This window comes from Litchfieldella rifensis (assembly GCF_042646605.1).
Lineage (GTDB): Bacteria > Pseudomonadota > Gammaproteobacteria > Pseudomonadales > Halomonadaceae > Litchfieldella > Litchfieldella rifensis.
Map to the genome: position 1 here is coordinate 174999 of NZ_JBHRUG010000027.1, position 17725 is coordinate 192723.

The 17725-nt window shown below is 63.7% G+C and carries 16 protein-coding genes and 2 tRNA genes; 15 read left to right on the plus strand and 3 right to left on the minus strand.

Features of this window, described 5'->3' with window-relative positions; all coding sequences use genetic code 11:
• Positions 1 to 172 precede the first annotated feature (172 nt).
• The 8 genes from ACFOEV_RS13380 to nadA all read left to right on the plus strand — a co-directional run bounded on the left by ACFOEV_RS13380 (position 173) and on the right by nadA (position 9050).
• Positions 173 to 2878: a cation-translocating P-type ATPase gene (locus ACFOEV_RS13380; RefSeq protein ID WP_386774733.1), complete on the plus strand. Its 2706-nt coding sequence runs from the start codon at positions 173 to 175 to the stop codon at positions 2876 to 2878.
• 78 nt (positions 2879 to 2956) lie between these two features.
• A complete protein-coding gene (locus tag ACFOEV_RS13385) occupies positions 2957 to 4738 on the plus strand; it encodes a DEAD/DEAH box helicase (protein ID WP_386775129.1) in 1782 nt (593 codons plus the stop codon).
• A gap of 87 nt (positions 4739 to 4825) precedes the next feature.
• On the plus strand, positions 4826 to 5776 hold the full coding sequence (locus ACFOEV_RS13390; protein ID WP_386774735.1) for a segregation and condensation protein A: 951 nt from the start codon (positions 4826 to 4828) through the stop codon (positions 5774 to 5776).
• Between the two features lie 4 nt (positions 5777 to 5780).
• Positions 5781 to 6626 (plus strand): SMC-Scp complex subunit ScpB, encoded by an 846-nt coding sequence (scpB, locus tag ACFOEV_RS13395; RefSeq protein WP_386774737.1) that lies wholly within the window; start codon positions 5781 to 5783, stop codon positions 6624 to 6626.
• Positions 6623 to 7480 carry a 23S rRNA pseudouridine(2605) synthase RluB gene (gene rluB / locus ACFOEV_RS13400; RefSeq protein ID WP_386774739.1) on the plus strand — a complete coding sequence of 286 codons (858 nt, stop codon included), beginning with the start codon at positions 6623 to 6625 and terminating at the stop codon, positions 7478 to 7480. The genes scpB and rluB overlap by 4 nt, the downstream gene beginning before the upstream one ends.
• A 101-nt stretch (positions 7481 to 7581) precedes the next feature.
• Positions 7582 to 7657: transfer RNA gene (locus ACFOEV_RS13405), tRNA-Lys, on the plus strand.
• A 43-nt stretch (positions 7658 to 7700) separates the two neighbouring features.
• Positions 7701 to 7776: transfer RNA gene (locus ACFOEV_RS13410), tRNA-Lys, on the plus strand.
• 245 nt (positions 7777 to 8021) lie between these two features.
• Positions 8022 to 9050 carry a quinolinate synthase NadA gene (gene nadA / locus ACFOEV_RS13415; RefSeq protein WP_386774741.1) on the plus strand — a complete coding sequence of 343 codons (1029 nt, stop codon included), beginning with the start codon at positions 8022 to 8024 and terminating at the stop codon, positions 9048 to 9050.
• A 96-nt stretch (positions 9051 to 9146) separates the two neighbouring features.
• Here the strand turns inward: nadA and ACFOEV_RS13420 are convergent, their stop codons facing one another.
• Complete coding sequence (locus ACFOEV_RS13420; RefSeq protein WP_386774743.1) at positions 9147 to 10598, minus strand: M48 family metallopeptidase; 1452 nt, start codon at positions 10596 to 10598, stop codon at positions 9147 to 9149.
• Between the two features lie 128 nt (positions 10599 to 10726).
• Here ACFOEV_RS13420 and ACFOEV_RS13425 point away from each other — a divergent pair, with 128 nt between their 5' ends.
• Positions 10727 to 10978, plus strand: a complete 252-nt coding sequence (locus ACFOEV_RS13425) for a sulfurtransferase TusA family protein (RefSeq protein ID WP_386774745.1) — start codon at positions 10727 to 10729, stop codon at positions 10976 to 10978.
• Positions 10975 to 12081 carry an AI-2E family transporter gene (locus ACFOEV_RS13430; protein ID WP_386774747.1) on the plus strand — a complete coding sequence of 369 codons (1107 nt, stop codon included), beginning with the start codon at positions 10975 to 10977 and terminating at the stop codon, positions 12079 to 12081. The genes ACFOEV_RS13425 and ACFOEV_RS13430 overlap by 4 nt, the downstream gene beginning before the upstream one ends.
• A gap of 36 nt (positions 12082 to 12117) precedes the next feature.
• Here ACFOEV_RS13430 and ACFOEV_RS13435 read toward each other — a convergent pair whose 3' ends face one another.
• Positions 12118 to 12591 carry a peroxiredoxin gene (locus ACFOEV_RS13435; RefSeq protein WP_386774749.1) on the minus strand — a complete coding sequence of 158 codons (474 nt, stop codon included), beginning with the start codon at positions 12589 to 12591 and terminating at the stop codon, positions 12118 to 12120.
• A gap of 185 nt (positions 12592 to 12776) precedes the next feature.
• Between ACFOEV_RS13435 and dapA the strand changes: the two genes are divergently transcribed.
• The 4 genes from dapA to purC are packed head-to-tail and all read left to right on the plus strand — an operon-like array spanning position 12777 to position 16206.
• A complete protein-coding gene (dapA, locus tag ACFOEV_RS13440; protein WP_386774751.1) occupies positions 12777 to 13661 on the plus strand; it encodes a 4-hydroxy-tetrahydrodipicolinate synthase in 885 nt (294 codons plus the stop codon).
• Positions 13662 to 13707: 46 nt separating this feature from the next.
• On the plus strand, positions 13708 to 14667 hold the full coding sequence (locus ACFOEV_RS13445; protein WP_386774753.1) for a lipoprotein, NlpB: 960 nt from the start codon (positions 13708 to 13710) through the stop codon (positions 14665 to 14667).
• 23 nt (positions 14668 to 14690) lie between these two features.
• Positions 14691 to 15470, plus strand: coding sequence for an MBL fold metallo-hydrolase (locus ACFOEV_RS13450; RefSeq protein ID WP_386774755.1), 780 nt, complete (start codon positions 14691 to 14693; stop codon positions 15468 to 15470).
• 22 nt (positions 15471 to 15492) lie between these two features.
• Entirely contained in the window at positions 15493 to 16206 is a 714-nt protein-coding gene (gene purC, locus ACFOEV_RS13455) for a phosphoribosylaminoimidazolesuccinocarboxamide synthase (protein WP_386774757.1), read from the plus strand.
• A 28-nt stretch (positions 16207 to 16234) separates the two neighbouring features.
• On the opposite strand, the gene tsaA is transcribed toward purC, so the two are convergent.
• The gene (tsaA, locus tag ACFOEV_RS13460; RefSeq protein ID WP_386774759.1) at positions 16235 to 16996 is read right to left on the minus strand and encodes a tRNA (N6-threonylcarbamoyladenosine(37)-N6)-methyltransferase TrmO; all 762 of its coding nucleotides are present in this window, start codon (positions 16994 to 16996) and stop codon (positions 16235 to 16237) included.
• Between the two features lie 101 nt (positions 16997 to 17097).
• On the opposite strand from tsaA, the gene ACFOEV_RS13465 reads away from it, so the two are divergent.
• Positions 17098 to 17712: a methylthioribulose 1-phosphate dehydratase gene (locus ACFOEV_RS13465; protein ID WP_386774761.1), complete on the plus strand. Its 615-nt coding sequence runs from the start codon at positions 17098 to 17100 to the stop codon at positions 17710 to 17712.
• The last annotated feature ends 13 nt before the right edge of the window (positions 17713 to 17725 follow it).

Here is a 17725-nt window from a genome sequence, read left to right on the forward strand (position 1 = left end):
CCGACGGTAGCTTTGTCTTTACACATCCGGTGTGATGCTTGTTGCTATGCTGTACGGCATCGAAGTACCTAAGCTCGCAGCCTTCTTGCGTGGCTGATCCACGCTGATGCTGTGAAGCACGCCTTCCTATGACGCACTGCCTGCCACAGCAGCGGGACATGACGGAGGAGTCATGGCGGATCAGGGACGAAGCGAAGAGCACGCCAGCATCGCCTTTCATGCCGAGTCGGTGGAGGCGGTCGTTGACCGATTCAATAGCGACACAGAGCGTGGTCTGAGTGCTGAGGAGACCCGGCGAAGGCTCGAGCATTACGGGGTCAATGAACTTCCCGAGGACAAGCGCGCCGGCCTGTTGCGCATCTTTCTGCACCAATTCACGGATCCTTTGATCTACATCCTGTTCATCGCCGCAATCGTTTCGCTGACCATCGGCAGTGTTGCCAATGCCGTTTTCATTGGCGCTGTGTTGCTGATCAACGCGTTAGTCGGCTGCTTTCAGGAATACCAGGCGGAATCCAGTGCTCAGGCGTTGCAGGACGTGGTGCGCTTGCGTCCACATGTACTGCGTGATGGGCAGCGCGAGGAAATCGATGCCACCGACCTGGTGCCGGGCGACATCGTGATACTCGGGGCGGGCGATGCCATACCCGCGGATCTGCGCCTGATCGACAGCACCCGACTGCAGGTCGACGAGTCGTTGCTCACCGGTGAGTCCACACCGGTCGAAAAGGACGCAATGGCCGATCTCGATGAAGAAACACCCTTGGCCGAGCGCTCGACCCTGCTGCATTCGGGGAGTGCCGTGATGAGTGGGCACGCCACCGGTATCGTCATTCGTACCGGCAAGGACACCGAGATCGGGCAGATCGCCGAATCGCTCGCTCGCAAGGAGAGCGGTACCCCACCGCTGGTGCACAAACTCAAGCGTCTGACCAACTGGATCGCGATATTCACGCTCACGGCGGTGGCTGGCGTCGCATTGATCCAATATCTCAAAGGCGCGGGCTTCACCGATATTTTTACCTTGGCCGTGGCGCTGGCGGTTTCCGCCATCCCCGCTGGACTGCCGATCGCCATCACTGTTGCGCTATCGGTCGCTTCCACACGCATGGCCAAACGCAATGTGATCGTGCGCCGTCTGGCCGCCGTCGAAGGCTTGGGCTCCTGCACCGTGATCGCCAGCGACAAGACCGGCACGCTGACGGCCAATAAACTGGCGGTGCAACGCATATGGCTGGCGCCGGATCGGCGTGTCGAGATCGGTGGCGAAGCCCAAGATCTGCAGGGCGAGGTTACGGCCGATGGCGAGGCGCCTGATGATACGCTGCGCGATAAGCTGCGTGCATTCGCCACTGTCGGTGCCTTGGCCAACGAGGGCTCGCTCGAGGTCGAGAATGGCGAGATTCGCAATGTGGACGGTGACAGTACCGATCTCGCCTTCCTGATACTGGCCGAGAAGCTGGATATCGACCGCGCGCGACTTGCCGATGACTATCCTGAACGCGAGCGACTCCCATTCGAGCCGTCCAAGTTCTTTGGTGCGGTGTTCAATGAGACGCATGGCGAGCTCAAGGCGCATGCCAAAGGCGCGCCCGAGACGATCATGGACATGTGCTCCCTCGACGACGAGACGCGCCGCGCCATCGAACAGCAGCAGAAGGAGTGGGCCGGCGAAGGATATCGCATGCTGGCGGTTGCCGAAGGTACGGTGGCTTCAGCGGATGAGGATCATCTTCGTGGCTTGGAGTTTCTGGGGCTTGCGGCACTGATGGATCCGGTACGCGAGGAGGTTCCGGGGGCGATCGAACGCTGTCACGGTGCCGGCGTCGGCGTGCGCATGATCACCGGCGACCACCCGGATACGGCTTACGCCATTGGCCGCAGCCTGCACTTGGCCGATGAACCGGAACAGGTACTTACCGGCAGTGCCTTGTCCGAAGCGGGCAGTGACGCCGACGAGCGTATCGGCCGGGCCCGCGTCTTTGCCCGGACCGAGCCGTTGCAGAAGACGGAGATCGTGGAGTCGTTGCAGCGCGCGGAGCATTTCGTTGCCGTCACCGGCGATGGCGTCAACGATGCCCCGGCCCTGAATCGTGCCAACATCGGCATCGCCATGGGCGAGAGCGGTACGGATGTGGCGCGCAGTGCCAGCGATCTCATCCTCACCGATGACAATTTCGCCTCTCTTGTCCCCGGCATCGAATGGGGTCGCACGGCCTATGACAATGTGCGCAAGGTCGTCTGGCTATTGTTGGCTACAGGGGCCGCCGAGGTGCTGTTGTTCTTTCTTGCCCTCGGTTTCGGACTACCGATCCCGCTGACCGCAATTCAACTATTGTGGTTGAACATGGTGACCAACGGCATCCAGGACGTCGCCCTGGGCCTCGAGAAGACCGAGCCGGGGGTGCTCGAACGGCCCCCGCGTGCGCCCGACGAGCCGATATTCAACCGCAGGATGATAGAAAACGTGCTGGTGGCCGGCTGCTATATCGGCCTCGTGGCGTTCGGCGTCTATTTCTACTTGCATTCCGTGATGGGCATGGGCGAAACCCAGGCTCGCAACCTCACGCTACTGTTGATGGTCTTGTTCGAGAATGTTCATCTGTTGAGTTGTCGCTCCGAATATCGCTCCTTCTTTCGGATACCCGTGCGCAGCAACCCGCTGCTGCTGGTGTCCATCCTGGCCGCGCATGGCATCCATATTGCTGCGATGTATACCCCCGGACTCAGCGACGTGCTCGGCGTCGCGCCGGTCTCGCTGCAGACATGGGCCAGCCTGTTGGGGATTGCCGTCACATTATTGGCAGTCGACGAATGTGCCAAGTGGCTCAGGGCTAGTGTGGCTGGAACAGGAGTCTCAAGGGCGAGCACTGGCTAGCGGCCGGTGACCGGCGACGCGTAGAATGCTTTCTCTTTCGGCTTGAAGAGTGGCATGAACCACACCGTCAACGCAGCAATGCCAACGCCTACGCTACGCCCCTATCAGCAGCAGGCGGTTCGTCGCGTGGTCGAGCATTTTCGGGCCAGTGACGAACCGGCCGTCGTGGTGCTGCCCACTGGCAGCGGCAAGTCACTGGTGATCGCCGAACTGGCGCGGCTCGCCCGTGGGCGGGTGCTGGTATTGGCTCACGTGCGCGAACTGGTCGAGCAGAACCATGCCAAGTACCGGGCCTATGGGCTCGAGGCGGATATCTTCAGTGCCGGCCTGGGGCGCAAGGAGAGTGGTCGCCAGGTGGTGTTCGGCTCGGTACAGTCGGTGGTGCGTAACCTCGACGCCTTCGCTGCCCCAGCAAGCGAGTGGGGCGATTTCACCTTGCTGGTGATCGACGAGTGCCATCGCGTCTCGCTGGAGGCCGATAGCAGTTACCATCAGGTCATCGACCACCTGCGCCGGGCCAACCCGCGCCTCAAGGTGTTGGGGCTGACCGCGACGCCTTTTCGGCTGGGGCAGGGCTTCATCTATCATCGCCATCATCACGGCATGGTGCGTGGCGAGACGGACTGCTTCTTTGCCGACTGCGTGTTCGAACAGCCACTGCGCTTGATGGTCAAGCAGGGCTATCTGGCTGAGCCGAAACGCATCGACGTCGCCGTCGAGCGCTACGACTTCTCGGCATTGGTGCCGTCGACACGCGGCCTGTTCAGCGAGGACGATCTCAATCGCGTGGTCAGTGGCCAACGTGTCACTCCCGGCATCATCGCCGAGATCGTCGAGCGCGCTCACGACCGCCGGGGTGTGATGCTCTTTGCCGCCACCGTGGCGCACGCTGAGGAGATTCTCGGTTACCTGCCCAAGGACGAAGCGGCGCTGATCATCGGCAATACCCCGTCCGGCGAGCGCGAGCGTCTGGTTGACGCCTTCAAGAACGAGCGGCTCAAGTTTCTGGTCAATGTGGCGGTGCTGACCACCGGTTTCGACGCGCCGCACGTCGACCTGATCGCCATCCTGCGCCCTACCGAATCGGTGAGCCTCTATCAGCAGATCGTCGGCCGGGGCTTGCGTCAGGCACCAGGCAAGTCGGACTGCCTGATCCTCGATTACGCCGGCAACCCCTGGGATCTCTACGCTCCCGAGGTCGGCTCGCCCAGGCCCGATTCCGGCTCGGAACCGGTGCAGGTCGAATGCCCGGCCTGCGGCCATGCCAACCTGTTCTGGGGCAAGCGCGACGGCGAGATCGTCATCGAGCATTTCGGCCGTCGTTGTCAGGGTTTGGTGGAAAGTGACGGCGGCCGGCATCAGTGCGACTTTCGCTTCCGCTTCAAGACGTGTGATCGCTGTGGGGCCGAGAACGACATCGCCGCCCGTCAATGCCATGACTGTCAGGCGCGCCTGGTCGACCCCGACGACAAGCTCAAGGAGGCCCTGCGTCTCAAGGACGCGCTAGTGCTCAGGGTCAGTGGCATGCAACTAGAAACGGCACGCAACGGGCGCGGGCTCGAGCGGCTCAAGGTCACCTATCACGACGAGGATGGTGCCACGCTCAACGAATGGTTCGCGCTGGAGACTCCGCCGCAACGGGCTGCCTTCGCGGCGGTGTTCCTGCGCGATCATCTTCGTGCGCCGGAAGTCGCCTGGCGGCCCGTTTCACCGCATGAGGTGATCGAAGGTCAGAGCCGCCTGCGCGCTCCGGACTTCGTCGTCGGGCGCCGGGTCGGTCGTCACTGGCAGGTGCGCGAGAAGCTGTTCGATTACATCGGGCGTTATCGCCGGGCCGACAGCGCCGCCGAGACGCCATGAAAGGCCGCGGCTTACCCTGGAGGCCCAGGTCTTGCTAGACTGCACGATCAATCCGTCGACCGGGAATCACAGGAGGCCAGGCCACGCGTGAGCGATACGCCTTCGACCGCCACCTTGGAGGCTCCCGCCGCGCAGCAGGCGGAGGCCTTGGCGCGGCTGTTCGACGAGCCGATCTTCGATGCGCCCGAGGACCTCTATATTCCTCCCGAGGCCCTGCGGGTATTTCTCGAGACCTTCGAAGGCCCGCTGGATCTGTTGCTGTACCTGATTCGGCGCCAGAATCTGGATATCCTGAGCATCGACGTGGCGGCCATCACCCACCAGTACATCGAGTACGTGGAGCTGATGAAGGCGCTGGAGATCGAGTTGGCCGGCGAGTACCTGCTGATGGCGGCGATGCTGGCCGAGATCAAGTCGCGGACGCTGTTGCCGCGCCCGCCCAAGGGCGACGACGAGGACGACGAGAGCGACCCGCGCGCCGAGCTGATCCGCCGCCTGCAGGAATACGAGCAGTTGAAGCTGGCCGCGGAATCGCTTAACGAGCTGCCGCGCCAGGGGCGTGACTGGTTTCCCGCCCAGGCCGGGTTGCCGCCGCTGGAAACCCGGGTGGTGCATCCCGAGGTCGAGCTCGATGAGCTGCTGCGCGCGTTGTCGGGCATCCTGCGCCGCGCCGAGCTGAACCAGTCGCACCAGATCAGCCGCGAGGTGCTGTCGACCCGCGAGCGGATGCTGGCGATCATGGGGCGCTTGAACCATGAGCACTACACGCCCTTCGAATCGCTGTTCACCCTGGAGGAAGGGCGCGCCGGGGTCATCGTGACCTTCATGGCGATTCTCGAGTTGGCCAAGGAGGCGATGATCGAGATCGTGCAGAATGCGCCGTTGTCGCCGATCCACTTGCGTGCCAGGATTGCGGCCGGGGGCGAGGAAGCCGCCCTGGAGGACGAAGACGAAACAGGCGAAAGCCCTTTTGCCGTTGACCCTGCCGAGGAGTCGCTGCCCGCGGTGCAGCCAGCGCCACACGGTGAAAGTGAGTGACAGGATGAACGAACCCGTCAGCCAGTTGGACGAGATCCTCGAAGCGGCCCTGCTGGCGGCCGGCGAGCCATTGTCGCCGGAGCGCCTGGAGGCCCTGTTCGACGACCACGAGCGCCCGCCACGTCGCGACCTGCGCGCGGCCCTGGCACGCCTCGACGAACGCCTGGAGCATGGTGCCCTGGAGCTGGTCGAGACCGCCTCCGGATTCCAGCTGCGCATCCGTTCGCGACTGTCGCCCTGGGTGTCGCGGCTGTGGGACGAGCGTCCCCAGCGCTATTCGCGGGCACTGTTGGAGACCCTGGCGCTGATCGCCTATCGCCAGCCGGTGACGCGCGGCGACATCGAGGAGGTGCGCGGGGTGGCGGTGAGTTCCTCGATCATGCGCACCCTGTCGGAGCGCGGCTGGATCCGCGTGGTGGGGCAGCGCGACGTGCCCGGGCGGCCGGCGGTATACGCCACGACCCGGCAGTTTCTCGACGATTTCGGCCTCAAGACCCTCGACGGTCTGCCGCCGATGCACGAGCTGAAGGATTTCGAGGAGCGCTATGCCATGTTCGAGGAGCGTGCCGCCCAGAAAGAAGACGAGCCCGTGCAGGAAGACGAGAACGAATGGCCGGCGGAGGACGACGCCTCCGCCGTCGAGGCCGGCACCCGCGAGGAGGGCGCCGATGGCGACCCACCGGCCGGGACGGCCGACGATGAAGTACACGCCGAGAAGGCGTCCACACGGTCCAGGCTGAGCTTCGCCGATCTCGAAGCCCGCCTGGCCGAACGTGCCCGCGAGACCGTCGAGGAAGACGGACACGCGGGCGCGACAACCTCAACCGATGAGATGTCTGACGAGTCATGAGTACGACCAGCGAAAAACTGCAGAAGGTTCTTGCCCGCGCCGGGCTGGGCTCGCGCCGCGAGATGGAAACCGCCATCGGCGCCGGGCGCGTCAAGGTCAATGGCCGGGTGGCCACCCTGGGCGACCGTGTCGAGGCCCGCGACAAGGTGACTTTCGACGACCGCCCAATAACCTTGCGTGGTGCCGAGGAAGTCCCGCGCCGGGTGATCATGTACAACAAGCCCGAGGGCGAGCTGTGCACCCGCAAGGACCCCGAAGGGCGGCGCACCGTCTTCGAGCGCTTGCCGCGCCTCAAGGGCGAGCGCTGGATCGCGATCGGCCGCCTGGACATCAATACCAGTGGCCTGCTGCTGTTCACGACCGACGGGGAGTTGGCCAACCGCCTGATGCACCCCTCCACCGAGATCGAGCGTGAATACGCCGTGCGCGTGATGGGCGAGGTGAAGAAGGAGAGCGTCGTGGCCATGGTCGAGGGCGTGATGCTCGAGGATGGTCCGGCACGCTTCACCGATGTGCAGGAGTTCGGCGGCGAGGGTATCAACACCTGGTTCCATGTGGTGATCATGGAAGGCCGCAACCGTGAGGTGCGTCGGCTGTGGGAGTCCCAGGGGCTGACGGTGAGTCGTCTCAAACGGGTGCGTTACGGGAATATCTTCCTCGATAAGCGTGCCAAGGCCGGGGAATGGACGGAGCTCAACCAGGACGAGATCGACGATCTCTCGAGCCTGGCCGGGCTCGCGCCGCGCAAGGTGCCGGAACTGACCCCGGACGAGAAGAACCGCTGGAGTCGTGACAAGCACAAGCGTCGCCCGGTGCAGGCCATGCGCAAGCCCAAGTCACCGCGCAAGCACTGATTTGGCTGAAAAAGTACTTGTCAGTTCGGGGCGTTGCCAGTACTATGTGCGCCCTGTCGGGAGGGGAAACGTGACGTGAACCCTCGCGATAGTTCGGCGGCGGGTCGTTAGCTCAGTTGGTAGAGCAGTTGGCTTTTAACCAATTGGTCGTAGGTTCGAATCCTACACGACCCACCATCACCGCCGCCGTTCTGTGCCTGGTAGCCGGCGCAGGCGTTGCGGGTCGTTAGCTCAGTTGGTAGAGCAGTTGGCTTTTAACCAATTGGTCGTAGGTTCGAATCCTACACGACCCACCAGCATTTCGATCAGCGCCCTTGTCTCTGCGGAGGCGAGGGCGCTTTTCTGTGGGTGCCCACAACCCCCTGTGCCGAGAAAAGGGGAGAAATCGCGGTATGTTATGGTCTAGAATGATCAATGGCCGAGCGGCGCGGGAGTCGCATCGCTCGCGCCGTCAGGGGCGTCGCGGCAGGCGGAGAGCCGGCCCTACGACGCATCTGGTGCCATGCAGGGGGAGCCCCTGCCAGTCACAGTGGTAGACACGATGACGATCATGACCTCCCGAGCCGAGGTGCGCGAGCACCTGGTCCGTGCCTATTGCCCGACTCGGATTCCCGCCGAGGACGAGGCGCACGTTAATGAAATCAAGCGCCTGCTGCACGAGCAGAATGCCGTGCTGGTGGCGCATTACTACACCGACGATGCCATTCAGCAACTCGCCGAAGAAACCGGGGGCTGTGTGGCCGACTCCCTGGAAATGGCCCGCTTCGGCGCTCGCCACGAGGCCTCGACCCTGGTCGTGGCCGGGGTGCGCTTCATGGGTGAGACCGCCAAGATCCTGTCGCCCGAAAAACGTGTACTGATGCCGACCCTGGAGGCAACCTGCTCGCTCGACGTTGGCTGTCCGGCCGACGAGTTCAGTGCTTTCTGCGATCAGCACCCCGACCGCACCGTAGTGGTCTATGCCAATACCTCGGCGGCGGTCAAGGCGCGTGCCGACTGGGTGGTGACCTCGTCCATCGCCGTCGATGTCATCGAGCATCTGCAGGCGCGTGGCGAGAAGATCCTGTGGGCGCCGGACAAGCACCTGGGGAATTACATCCAGCAAAAGACCGGCGCCGACATGTTGCTGTGGGACGGTGCCTGCATCGTCCATGAGGAGTTCAAGGCCAAGGGCATCGAGGATCTCAAGGCGCTCTATCCCGATGCCGCGGTACTGGTCCATCCCGAGTCGCCGGCACCGGTGGTCGGGCTGGCCGATGTGACCGGTTCCACCTCGCAGTTGATCAAGGCCGCCAAGGAGCTGCCCCACGACAAGCTGATCGTGGCAACCGACCGCGGGATCTTCTTCAAGATGCAGCAGGCGGTGCCCGACAAGCTGCTGTTCGAGGCGCCGACGGCCGGCAACGGCGCCACCTGCAAGAGCTGCGCTCACTGCCCGTGGATGGCCATGAATGCGCTGGATAACCTGGCCGGTGCGTTGCGTTACGGCAGTGGCGAGGTGTTCGTGGATACCGAGCTGCGCACCAAGGCGCTCAAGCCGCTTGAGCGGATGCTCAATTTCCATTCCTAAGCTACGGGCTACGGGCTACGGGCTACGGGCTACGAGCAATTAAGCTCGCAACAATATCGCGGGCTATCATCATTCTCGCGGCTCGCGGCTCGCGGCTCAAAACTTCTCCATCGTTTCGCGATAGTCGAGGAAGTCTTCGCGGCGTTTCTCGATGCGGCTGGTGACGGTAGGGTCGCCAGTACGCTTGGCCGCCTCCTCGGCGACATCCAGTTGGCGGATGGCACGGTCGATGCGCCCGGTCAGTTGCAGGTATTCGGCGCGTGCCAGATGGCCCCAGGCCTCATGATGGCTGCGACCGGCCGCTTCGGCCAGCAGCACGAAGAGCTGCGGGTCTTCAGGGCGTTGCTCGGTCAGTTCGCGCAATACCTGGAAGGCCTGGCCCGGATCGCGCTGCAGCAGGGCCTCGCCCAGCAGGCGTTGGGCCGGCGTGTAGTCGGGCATGAGCCGCAGCAGTCGGCGGGTGCGTTCGATGGTGTCGTCGTAGCGCCCCGCCTGGAGGGACACTTCGGCCGCCGACGCCGGAATCAACGGCAGGTCGGGAAGTTCGCTTGCCAGCGCATCGAGTGCTGTCAGGGCCGCCTGGGTCTGGCCGCGTTCGGCGTCGATCAGGGCCGCCAGATAGCGCCTGGCCATCGGGTCGGGGTCGTCCTGGACCAATTGGGTGGTCGCCTGGCTCGGATTGCTGCGGTTAAGGTCGAGCAACGCTCGGGCGCGAATCATGTCGAAGGAGGGGCCGGTGTCGCGTGGCTGGCTCACGCGGATCTGCCTGGCACGGGCTTCGGTGTCGCTGATGCGTGATTCGGTCACCGGGTGCGTCAGCAGGAACTCTGGCGGGTTGCCCCCCTGCAGGGCGGCCACGCGTTGCATCGCACGGAACATGCGTATCATGGCCTGGGGGTCGTAACCGGCCTGGGCCATGGTCTGCAGGCCGATGCGGTCGGCTTCCTGCTCGAAGCGCCGGGAATAGGCCAATTGGTCCTGAATGAAGGCAGCCTGGGAGCCCATGGCGGTGGCGATGCCGGCGTCGCCACCGCCGCCGGCGGCGATCAGCATGCCGGCGAGCATCGCTGCCATGGCGGGGATCTGGGTTTCCTCGGCGCGCTCCATGCGCCGCGCATAGTGATTCTGTGACAGGTGGCCGAGTTCGTGCGCCAGCACCGAGGCCAGCGAGGCTTCATCCTTGGCGAAAGCGAACAGCCCAGAGTTGACGCCGATCACGCCACCGGGCACGGCGAAGGCGTTGAGCAGGCGGCTATCGACCAGGGTCACGGTGGTTCGGGTATTGTAGAGTTCGCTATGGGGGATGAGCTGGTCGACCAGCGACTCGACATAGTCTTGGGCGATGGGATCCTGCCAGGTGGAGGCGCGGGCCCGGAACTGGCGCAGCCAGGCGCGGCCGAGGCGATATTCCTCGTTGCCCGATACACTGGCAGTAGTGGTGCCGAGCTGCGGCAGGCCATAGTCGTCGATCGCGACGGCCGGCGATGCCAGTAAGCCGGCCAGTATCAAGGGCCCGGCGACGAGCCAGGGTTTCAGGGTATGGAACATGGGTTGCCTCGTTTTACCCGAGCCTTCTTCTGACATTGATTCATTGGTCAAAGTGCCTTTAAATTCCAAGGGATTTCGTTGCCAGCGGTGCCTGGCGTCCCTGATTCGATATTTTCCCGGGAGATCGCATGGCCCTGCAACCTGATGATGTGCTCGACGCCCGCGGCTTGCCTTGCCCGCTGCCGTTGTTGAAAGCCAAGCAGGCCTTGTCACGCCTGGATGCGGGGCAGCTGCTGGAGGTCTTGGCCACCGATGCCGGCTCATGGCGGGATTTCGAGACTTTCATCGCTCAGAGTGAGCATGAGATGCCGGCCCGCGAGGAGCAGGGTGAGGTCTATCGCTACTGGATCCGCAAGGGTGGCAGAGGGTCGGGGGCATGACCCTCCGCGCGGTGTTCAAGGGCTGGGTCGAGCGCTATTTCTCTGATGAGGAAGCGGTGATCCTGCTCGTGGTACTGGTGCTGGGATTCGCCGTGGTGATCTGGTTGGGGCGCATGTTGGCCCCGTTCTTCACCGCGCTGATCATCGCCTTCCTGCTGCAGGGGGCGGTGAGCTGGCTGGAACGACGCGGTATCCCCCATCTTTTGTCGGTAATCGTGGTGTTCCTGGCCTTCCTCGGCATGCTGCTGGCAATGGCCCTCATTGTCATGCCATTGATCTGGAACCAGTTGGTCGGCTTGGTGCAGGAAACCCCGCGGATGTTCGCCAGTGGCCAGCAATTGCTGGACGATCTCCAGGCGCGTTACCCCAATCTGGTCACACCGGATCAGATCCAGGACTGGATCGGCGCGGCCGGCCGCGAGCTGACCCAGATGGGACAACGGGCCCTGACGCTATCGCTGGCTTCGCTGGGTAATGTGCTGGCGCTGATCATCTATCTGGTGCTGGTGCCGATCCTGGTGTTCTTCATGCTCAAGGATCGCGATCGCCTGGTGGGGTTCATGCTGTGGCTGTTGCCTCGCAAGCGCGACCTGATGACGCGCATCTGGCATGAAATGGATGCCCAGATCGCCAATTACGTGCGTGGCAAGTTCATCGAGATCATCATCGTGGGCACCACGGCCTTCTTGACCTTCGCTTTCTTTGGTTTGCCCTATTCGGCGCTGTTGGCGGTATCGGTCGGTTTCTCGGTACTGGTGCCCTATATTGGTGCGGCGGTGGCCACCTTGCCGGTAGCGGCGGTGGCCGGTTTTCACTTCGGGATCAGTGACCAGTTCCTCTATGTCATCATTGCCTACGGGGTGCTGCAGGCCTTGGACGGCAACGTACTGGTGCCGGTGCTGTTTTCCGAGGCGGTCAACCTGCATCCGGTGTCGATCATTCTGGCGGTGCTGTTCTTCGGCGGGATCTGGGGATTCTGGGGCATCTTCTTCGCTATTCCCCTGGCCACGTTATTGAAGGCGCTGGTGTATGCCTGGCCCCGCAGCATCAAGTCAAAGGGGGGAGAGGCGGAGGAGTCCATCGAGGCGCTCTCGGAGGAATGAGAGCCCTGCCGCCTGGTCGGGCAGGGCGGGGATATGTCAGCCGGCATGCAATTGCTGTGCGGCCTCGAGCACGTCGTCGACATGGCCGGGCACCTTGACCCCGCGCCACTCACGGGCGAGCCTGCCCTCCTTGTCGATCAGGAAGGTGCTGCGCTCGATGCCCAGGTGCTCCTTGCCGTACAGCTTCTTGAGCTTGATGACATCGAACAGCCGGCACAGGGTTTCGTCCTTGTCGGAAACCAGTTCGAAGGTGAAGCCCTGCTTGGTCTTGAAGTTCTCCTGGGCGCGCAGCCCGTCGCGCGATACGCCGAGGATCACGGTATTGGCGGTAGCGAAGGCATCCTTGCGGTCGCGAAAATCGCCGCCCTCGGTGGTGCAACCCGGGGTGCTGGCCTTGGGATAGAAGTAGATCACCACCTGCTTTCCCTTCAGCTCCGCGAGGCTCACGGTGGTGTCGCTGGTGGCCTGGGCGGTGAAATCGGGAACCGGTTGTCCAAGCGTGACGCTCATCTATTGCTCCTTGAATGGTGGGTGACGCACGAAGACGCCATTGATTACACGCAACTGGCGGGCCGCTGTAAAGTCAGCATCAAGCAACGGCATTGCTCGCTGTACAGGCTTTCGCCGCCTGAGTACCATTTACCCATTGTCAATGCATGACTTGGGCGTCATTTGAACCGAAGAGGATCCGCAGAATGATCACAGGCAGCATCGTCGCCCTGGCGACACCGATGAAGGCCGCTGGCGAGATCGATTGGGAGGCGCTGCGTCGTCTGGTGAACTTCCACCTCGACAACGGCACGGATGCCATCGTCGCTGCCGGCACCACGGGGGAACCCACCACCATGTCGTTCGCCGAGCACTTCGATGTGATTCGCACCGTGGTGGAAGAGGTCGCCGGGCGCATCCCGGTCATCGCCGGCACGGGGGCCAATGCCACGTCGGAAGCGGTGGAACTGGCACGCTATGCCAAGGAGGTGGGCGCCGACTACTGCTTGTCGGTATGCCCCTACTACAACAAGCCGACCCAGGAAGGCCTCTACCGGCATTTCAGGGCCGTGGCCGAGGGCGCCAACTTACCGGTGATCCTTTATAACGTCCCTGGACGGACCTGTTCGGATCTCTACAACGAGACGGTGTTCCGCCTGGCCGAGCTCGACAACATCGTTGGCCTCAAGGACGCGACCGGTAATCTGGAGCGGGCCGAGGAGCTCGTCGAGCGACTCAAGGGCAGCGATTTCATGCTCTATTCCGGCGACGATGCCACGGCTTGCGATTTCATGCTGATGGGGGGGCACGGCGATATCTCGGTGACAGCCAATGTCGCGCCCCGCGCCATGCACGAATTGTGCGCCGCAGCCGTGGCCGGTGATGTCGACAAGGCCCACCAGATCAACACCCGGCTGATGCCACTGCATACCGTCCTGGGGGTGGAGGCCAATCCGATCCCCGTCAAGTGGGCCCTGAACCGCATGGGCTATGCCGAGGCCGGCATTCGTTTGCCGCTGACCTGGCTGTCCGAGAAATATCACTCCACGGTCGGCGAGGCCTTGCAGCTTGCCGGCGTGGTCGAGGCCTGAAACGCGCCAACTTCACAACGGCGGATAGACGACTCAAGGTGGATGCATGAACCCTGCGCTGAAATGGATGCCACTGGTGGTATCGATCGCTCTGGTGGCTACCGGCTGCGCGCGAGATGGCTACTATCATGACCGCAATATCGACTATACCGAGGCGCATAACGCAGCTCCCCTGCAGTTGCCCCGCTCGAGCGATGCCATTCGCTCTCATTCGCTCATGCCGGTTCCCGAGGCGAGTCGCGAGTTTCGCACCCCCGACGACGGCTTCGTGCCACCGCGACCGCAGGATGCGGGGGTTGCCATGCAGGCCTACGTCGAACGCCGCGAAATTGGCGCGCAACGCTGGCTGGTGGTCGATGCCGCTCCCGGCGAAGTGTGGCCGCGCCTGGAGGACTTCGCTAGCAGCCGGGGACTGACGGTCACCGCCAGCGATGCCAGCCGCGGTGTGCTGACCACCGACAGCGGTACTCTCAGCGTGCGGACGGGGCTGAAAGCCTCGGTCAGCGAGGTGCGCTGTGAACAGGGTGGGCGCACCGACGATGCCTGCCTGGCGGCACTGGAACGCTATCTGAGTGCTCGAGGTCAGAGCGCCACCGCCTCGTCGTTGGCGAGCCGACAGGCGACGGCATCGACGAATCCCGTACATCTGGAGCGTCGCAACGATGACTGGCTGCTGCTGGTCGAGGCCGATGCCGAGCGTACCTGGGCCGAACTCAGTGATCGGCTCGAGGCCAGTTTCGACCAGCAGGGCCTGGAAATGCTGCAGCAACAGGATCCTGCGACGCTGGCATTCGTGGTCGACTATCTGCCCCGGGCCAGGCGTGCCGGTGGCATCCTGTCGACCCTGCTGAGCCCGGTGACCGACCAGTCGCCGGCCCGCTTGCGCCTGACGCTGGAGCCGGCCAGTGGCCAGACCCTGGTACGGGTGAGCAATGAGAGCGAGCGGGCCTTCACGGCCGACGACTCACGGGAGTTCCTCGAACGCGTGGCGGCTCTGCTGCGCTGATGCCTAACGAGGAGGCGGCCGGCGTGCAGGCGCCCGGGGCACTTCGTTTCGCTTCCCTGGGCAGTGGCAGCAAGGGCAATGCCACGCTGGTCAGCGATGGCGAGACCCATGTGCTGGTCGACTGCGGTTTCGGCATGCGCGAGACGGAACGACGCCTGACGCAAGTGGGGCTGCATCCTCGTCAACTCGAGGCGATCCTGGTGACTCACGAGCATGGCGATCATATCGGCGGTGTCGGAGCGCTGGCACGCCGTCATGGGTTGCCGGTCTATCTCACCCCCGGCAGTTGGTTGTCGGGGCGTCTGGGCGAAGTGCCGCGCCACCACTGGATCACGCCTCAGGCACGTTTCGCGATCAAGGGGCTGGAAATCGATCCGGTGACGGTACCCCATGATGCCCGCGAGCCGGTACAATTCCGCTTTCGTGCCCATGGGCGCTGTCTCGGCGTGTTGACCGACCTGGGGCACCCCAGCGCCCATGTGATGGAGGCTTTCCACGGTTGCGATGCCCTGATCCTGGAGTGCAATCACGACCGGCGGATGCTGGCCGAAGGGCCCTATCCCCCCAGGCTCAAGCGTCGCGTGGGTGGTGACTGGGGGCACCTGGCCAACAGCCAGGCGGCGCAGCTGCTCAAGACGCTGGGCCTGGATCGCCTGCAACGCATCGTCTGTTCGCACCTGTCGGAACACAACAACCGCCCCGAGTTGGTACTGGAAGCCCTGGTGCCGCTGCTCGATGGCGATGAAGCACGGCTATTGGTGGCTGCACAGGACTCGGGCCTGGATTGGCAGACCGTCATCTGAGTCACAATATTCGGAGACTCCTATGGAAAAGCGTCAAGAACTCTATGCTGGCAAGGCCAAGTCGGTCTATCACACCGATGATCCGGACCGTCTGATCCTGCACTTCCGCGATGACACCAGCGCCTTCGACGGCGAAAGGGTAGAGTCGCTGGCCCGCAAGGGCATGGTCAACAACAAGTTCAATGCCTTCATCATGGGCAAGCTCGAGGAAGCGGGGATTCCCACCCACTTCGATGGCCTGCTCTCCGATACCGAATGTGTGGTCAAGAAGCTCGACATGATCCCGGTGGAGTGTGTGGTGCGCAATCTCGCCGCGGGGAGTCTGTGCCGCCGTCTGGGCGTCGAGGAAGGCCGCGAACTCAGTCCGCCGACCTTCGAACTGTTCCTCAAGAACGACGCCCAGCACGACCCGATGATCAACGAGTCACTGGCCGAGACCTTTGGCTGGGCAACGCCGATTCAACTCGAGCAGATGAAGGCGCTGACCTATCAGGTCAACGACGTGCTCAAGACACTATTCGGCGAGGGAGGCATGCTGCTGGTCGACTACAAGCTGGAGTTCGGCATGTTCCACGGCCAGATCATGCTCGGTGACGAGTTCTCTCCCGATGGCTGCCGGCTGTGGGACGCCACGACCCGCGAGAAACTCGACAAGGATCGTTTCCGCCAGGGACTCGGCGGCGTGATCGAGGCCTATGAAGAGGTGGGCAGACGCATCGGTGTCGACTTCAATTGAGCGAGCGCCAAACAAGACCGAGGGGGGCCTAAGGGCCCCCTCGGACGTTTACGATCTCCACGACCCGCAGCCTGACCCTGCCTTCCTCGTCCTCTTCGGCGCGAAAGCGCACATCCACATCGCGTAGGCGCAGGCCGTAGCGGCGTTCCTCGGCGCCGTTCCGGTAGGCCGGACGCGGGTCCTGGGCCAGCACCTGCACGATCAGCTCGCGCAGTGAGTCGCGATCGGTGCGGATGGCCAAGGCGGCGTCGGCCTCTGGGGAGAATGTCACCGGGCGCTGAGGCGGGGCCTCGGGAGCGAAGCCGGCGCATGCCTCGGGCAGGGACTCCGCCCATGGCAGGTAGGGCTTGATATCCAGCACCGGCGTGCCGTCGAGCAGGTCATGGCCACGCAGTTCGAGCCGTACGCCCCGCGAAGTATCGATCCCCGTCAACTCCACCAGCGACAGTCCCAAGCGGTTGGGGCGGTGGGTGCTGCGGCTGGCGAAGACCCCGATCTTGGCATTGCCCCCAAGGCGCGGTGGGCGCACCAGTGGGGTCCAGCGCGGGGGGCTGCGATGGAAGACGAAACTCAGCCACAGATGACTGAAGTGTTCGAGGCCGCGCACCGCCAATGGATCATCGAAGGGCGGCAGCAGAACCAGCCGGGCTTGGGCGGCACGCGCCAGGCCGGGCTGGCGGGGAATGCCGAACTTGTCCGGGTAGTCGCTTTCGATGCGCCCGATGACGTCCAGGGCAAACGGCGGTATCAGCGGTTCGGGCGAGGCGGAAGAGGGTGTCTTGTCGGTCATGTCGGGCATTATGCCGTGGCTGGGGCCGAGGTGCGATAAGCTATTGGCGAGGGGGCCAGGCTTGTGTAGGCTGCGCCTGATATCCACCCCACGAGGCGATCATGGTGATCGATCTGGAACATCTGGCGCGTGCCCAGCAAACCATCGTCGAGGCTGGCCGCGAGCTGCATGCCGCCGGCCAGGTACCGGCCACCGGCGGCAACTTCTCGGTGCGCCTGGACGGCAAGCATATGGCGGTGACCGCTTCCGGGCGCCACAAGGGGCGCCTCACGCCGGCCGACATCCTGGTCACCGACTTCGCGGCGACGCCGGTCGGCAGTTCCCTCAAGCCGTCCGACGAGGCGCGACTGCACGGTCAGCTCTACGAGGACCGGCCCGCCGCCGGCGCGGTGCTGCATACCCATTCAAAGGCGGCGACGGTGCTGTCGCGTCTGGAAGCATCCGCTACCCTATGGTTGATGGGTTACGAGTTGCAGAAGGCGTTGGAGAACGTGACCACACACGAGGCCCGCGTCGCGGTGCCGATCTTCGATAATACCCAGGATATCGCTGCCCTGGCTGAGGCGGTGCGTTACCGGCTGGCCGACGAGGACTGTTGCGCCTACCTGATCCGTGGCCATGGGCTCTATACCTGGGCGCGCGACATGCCATCCTGCCTGCGCCATGTCGAGGCGCTGGATTTTCTGTTCGAGTGTGAATTGGCCCTGCGCCGCTGAGCCGATTCCTAGG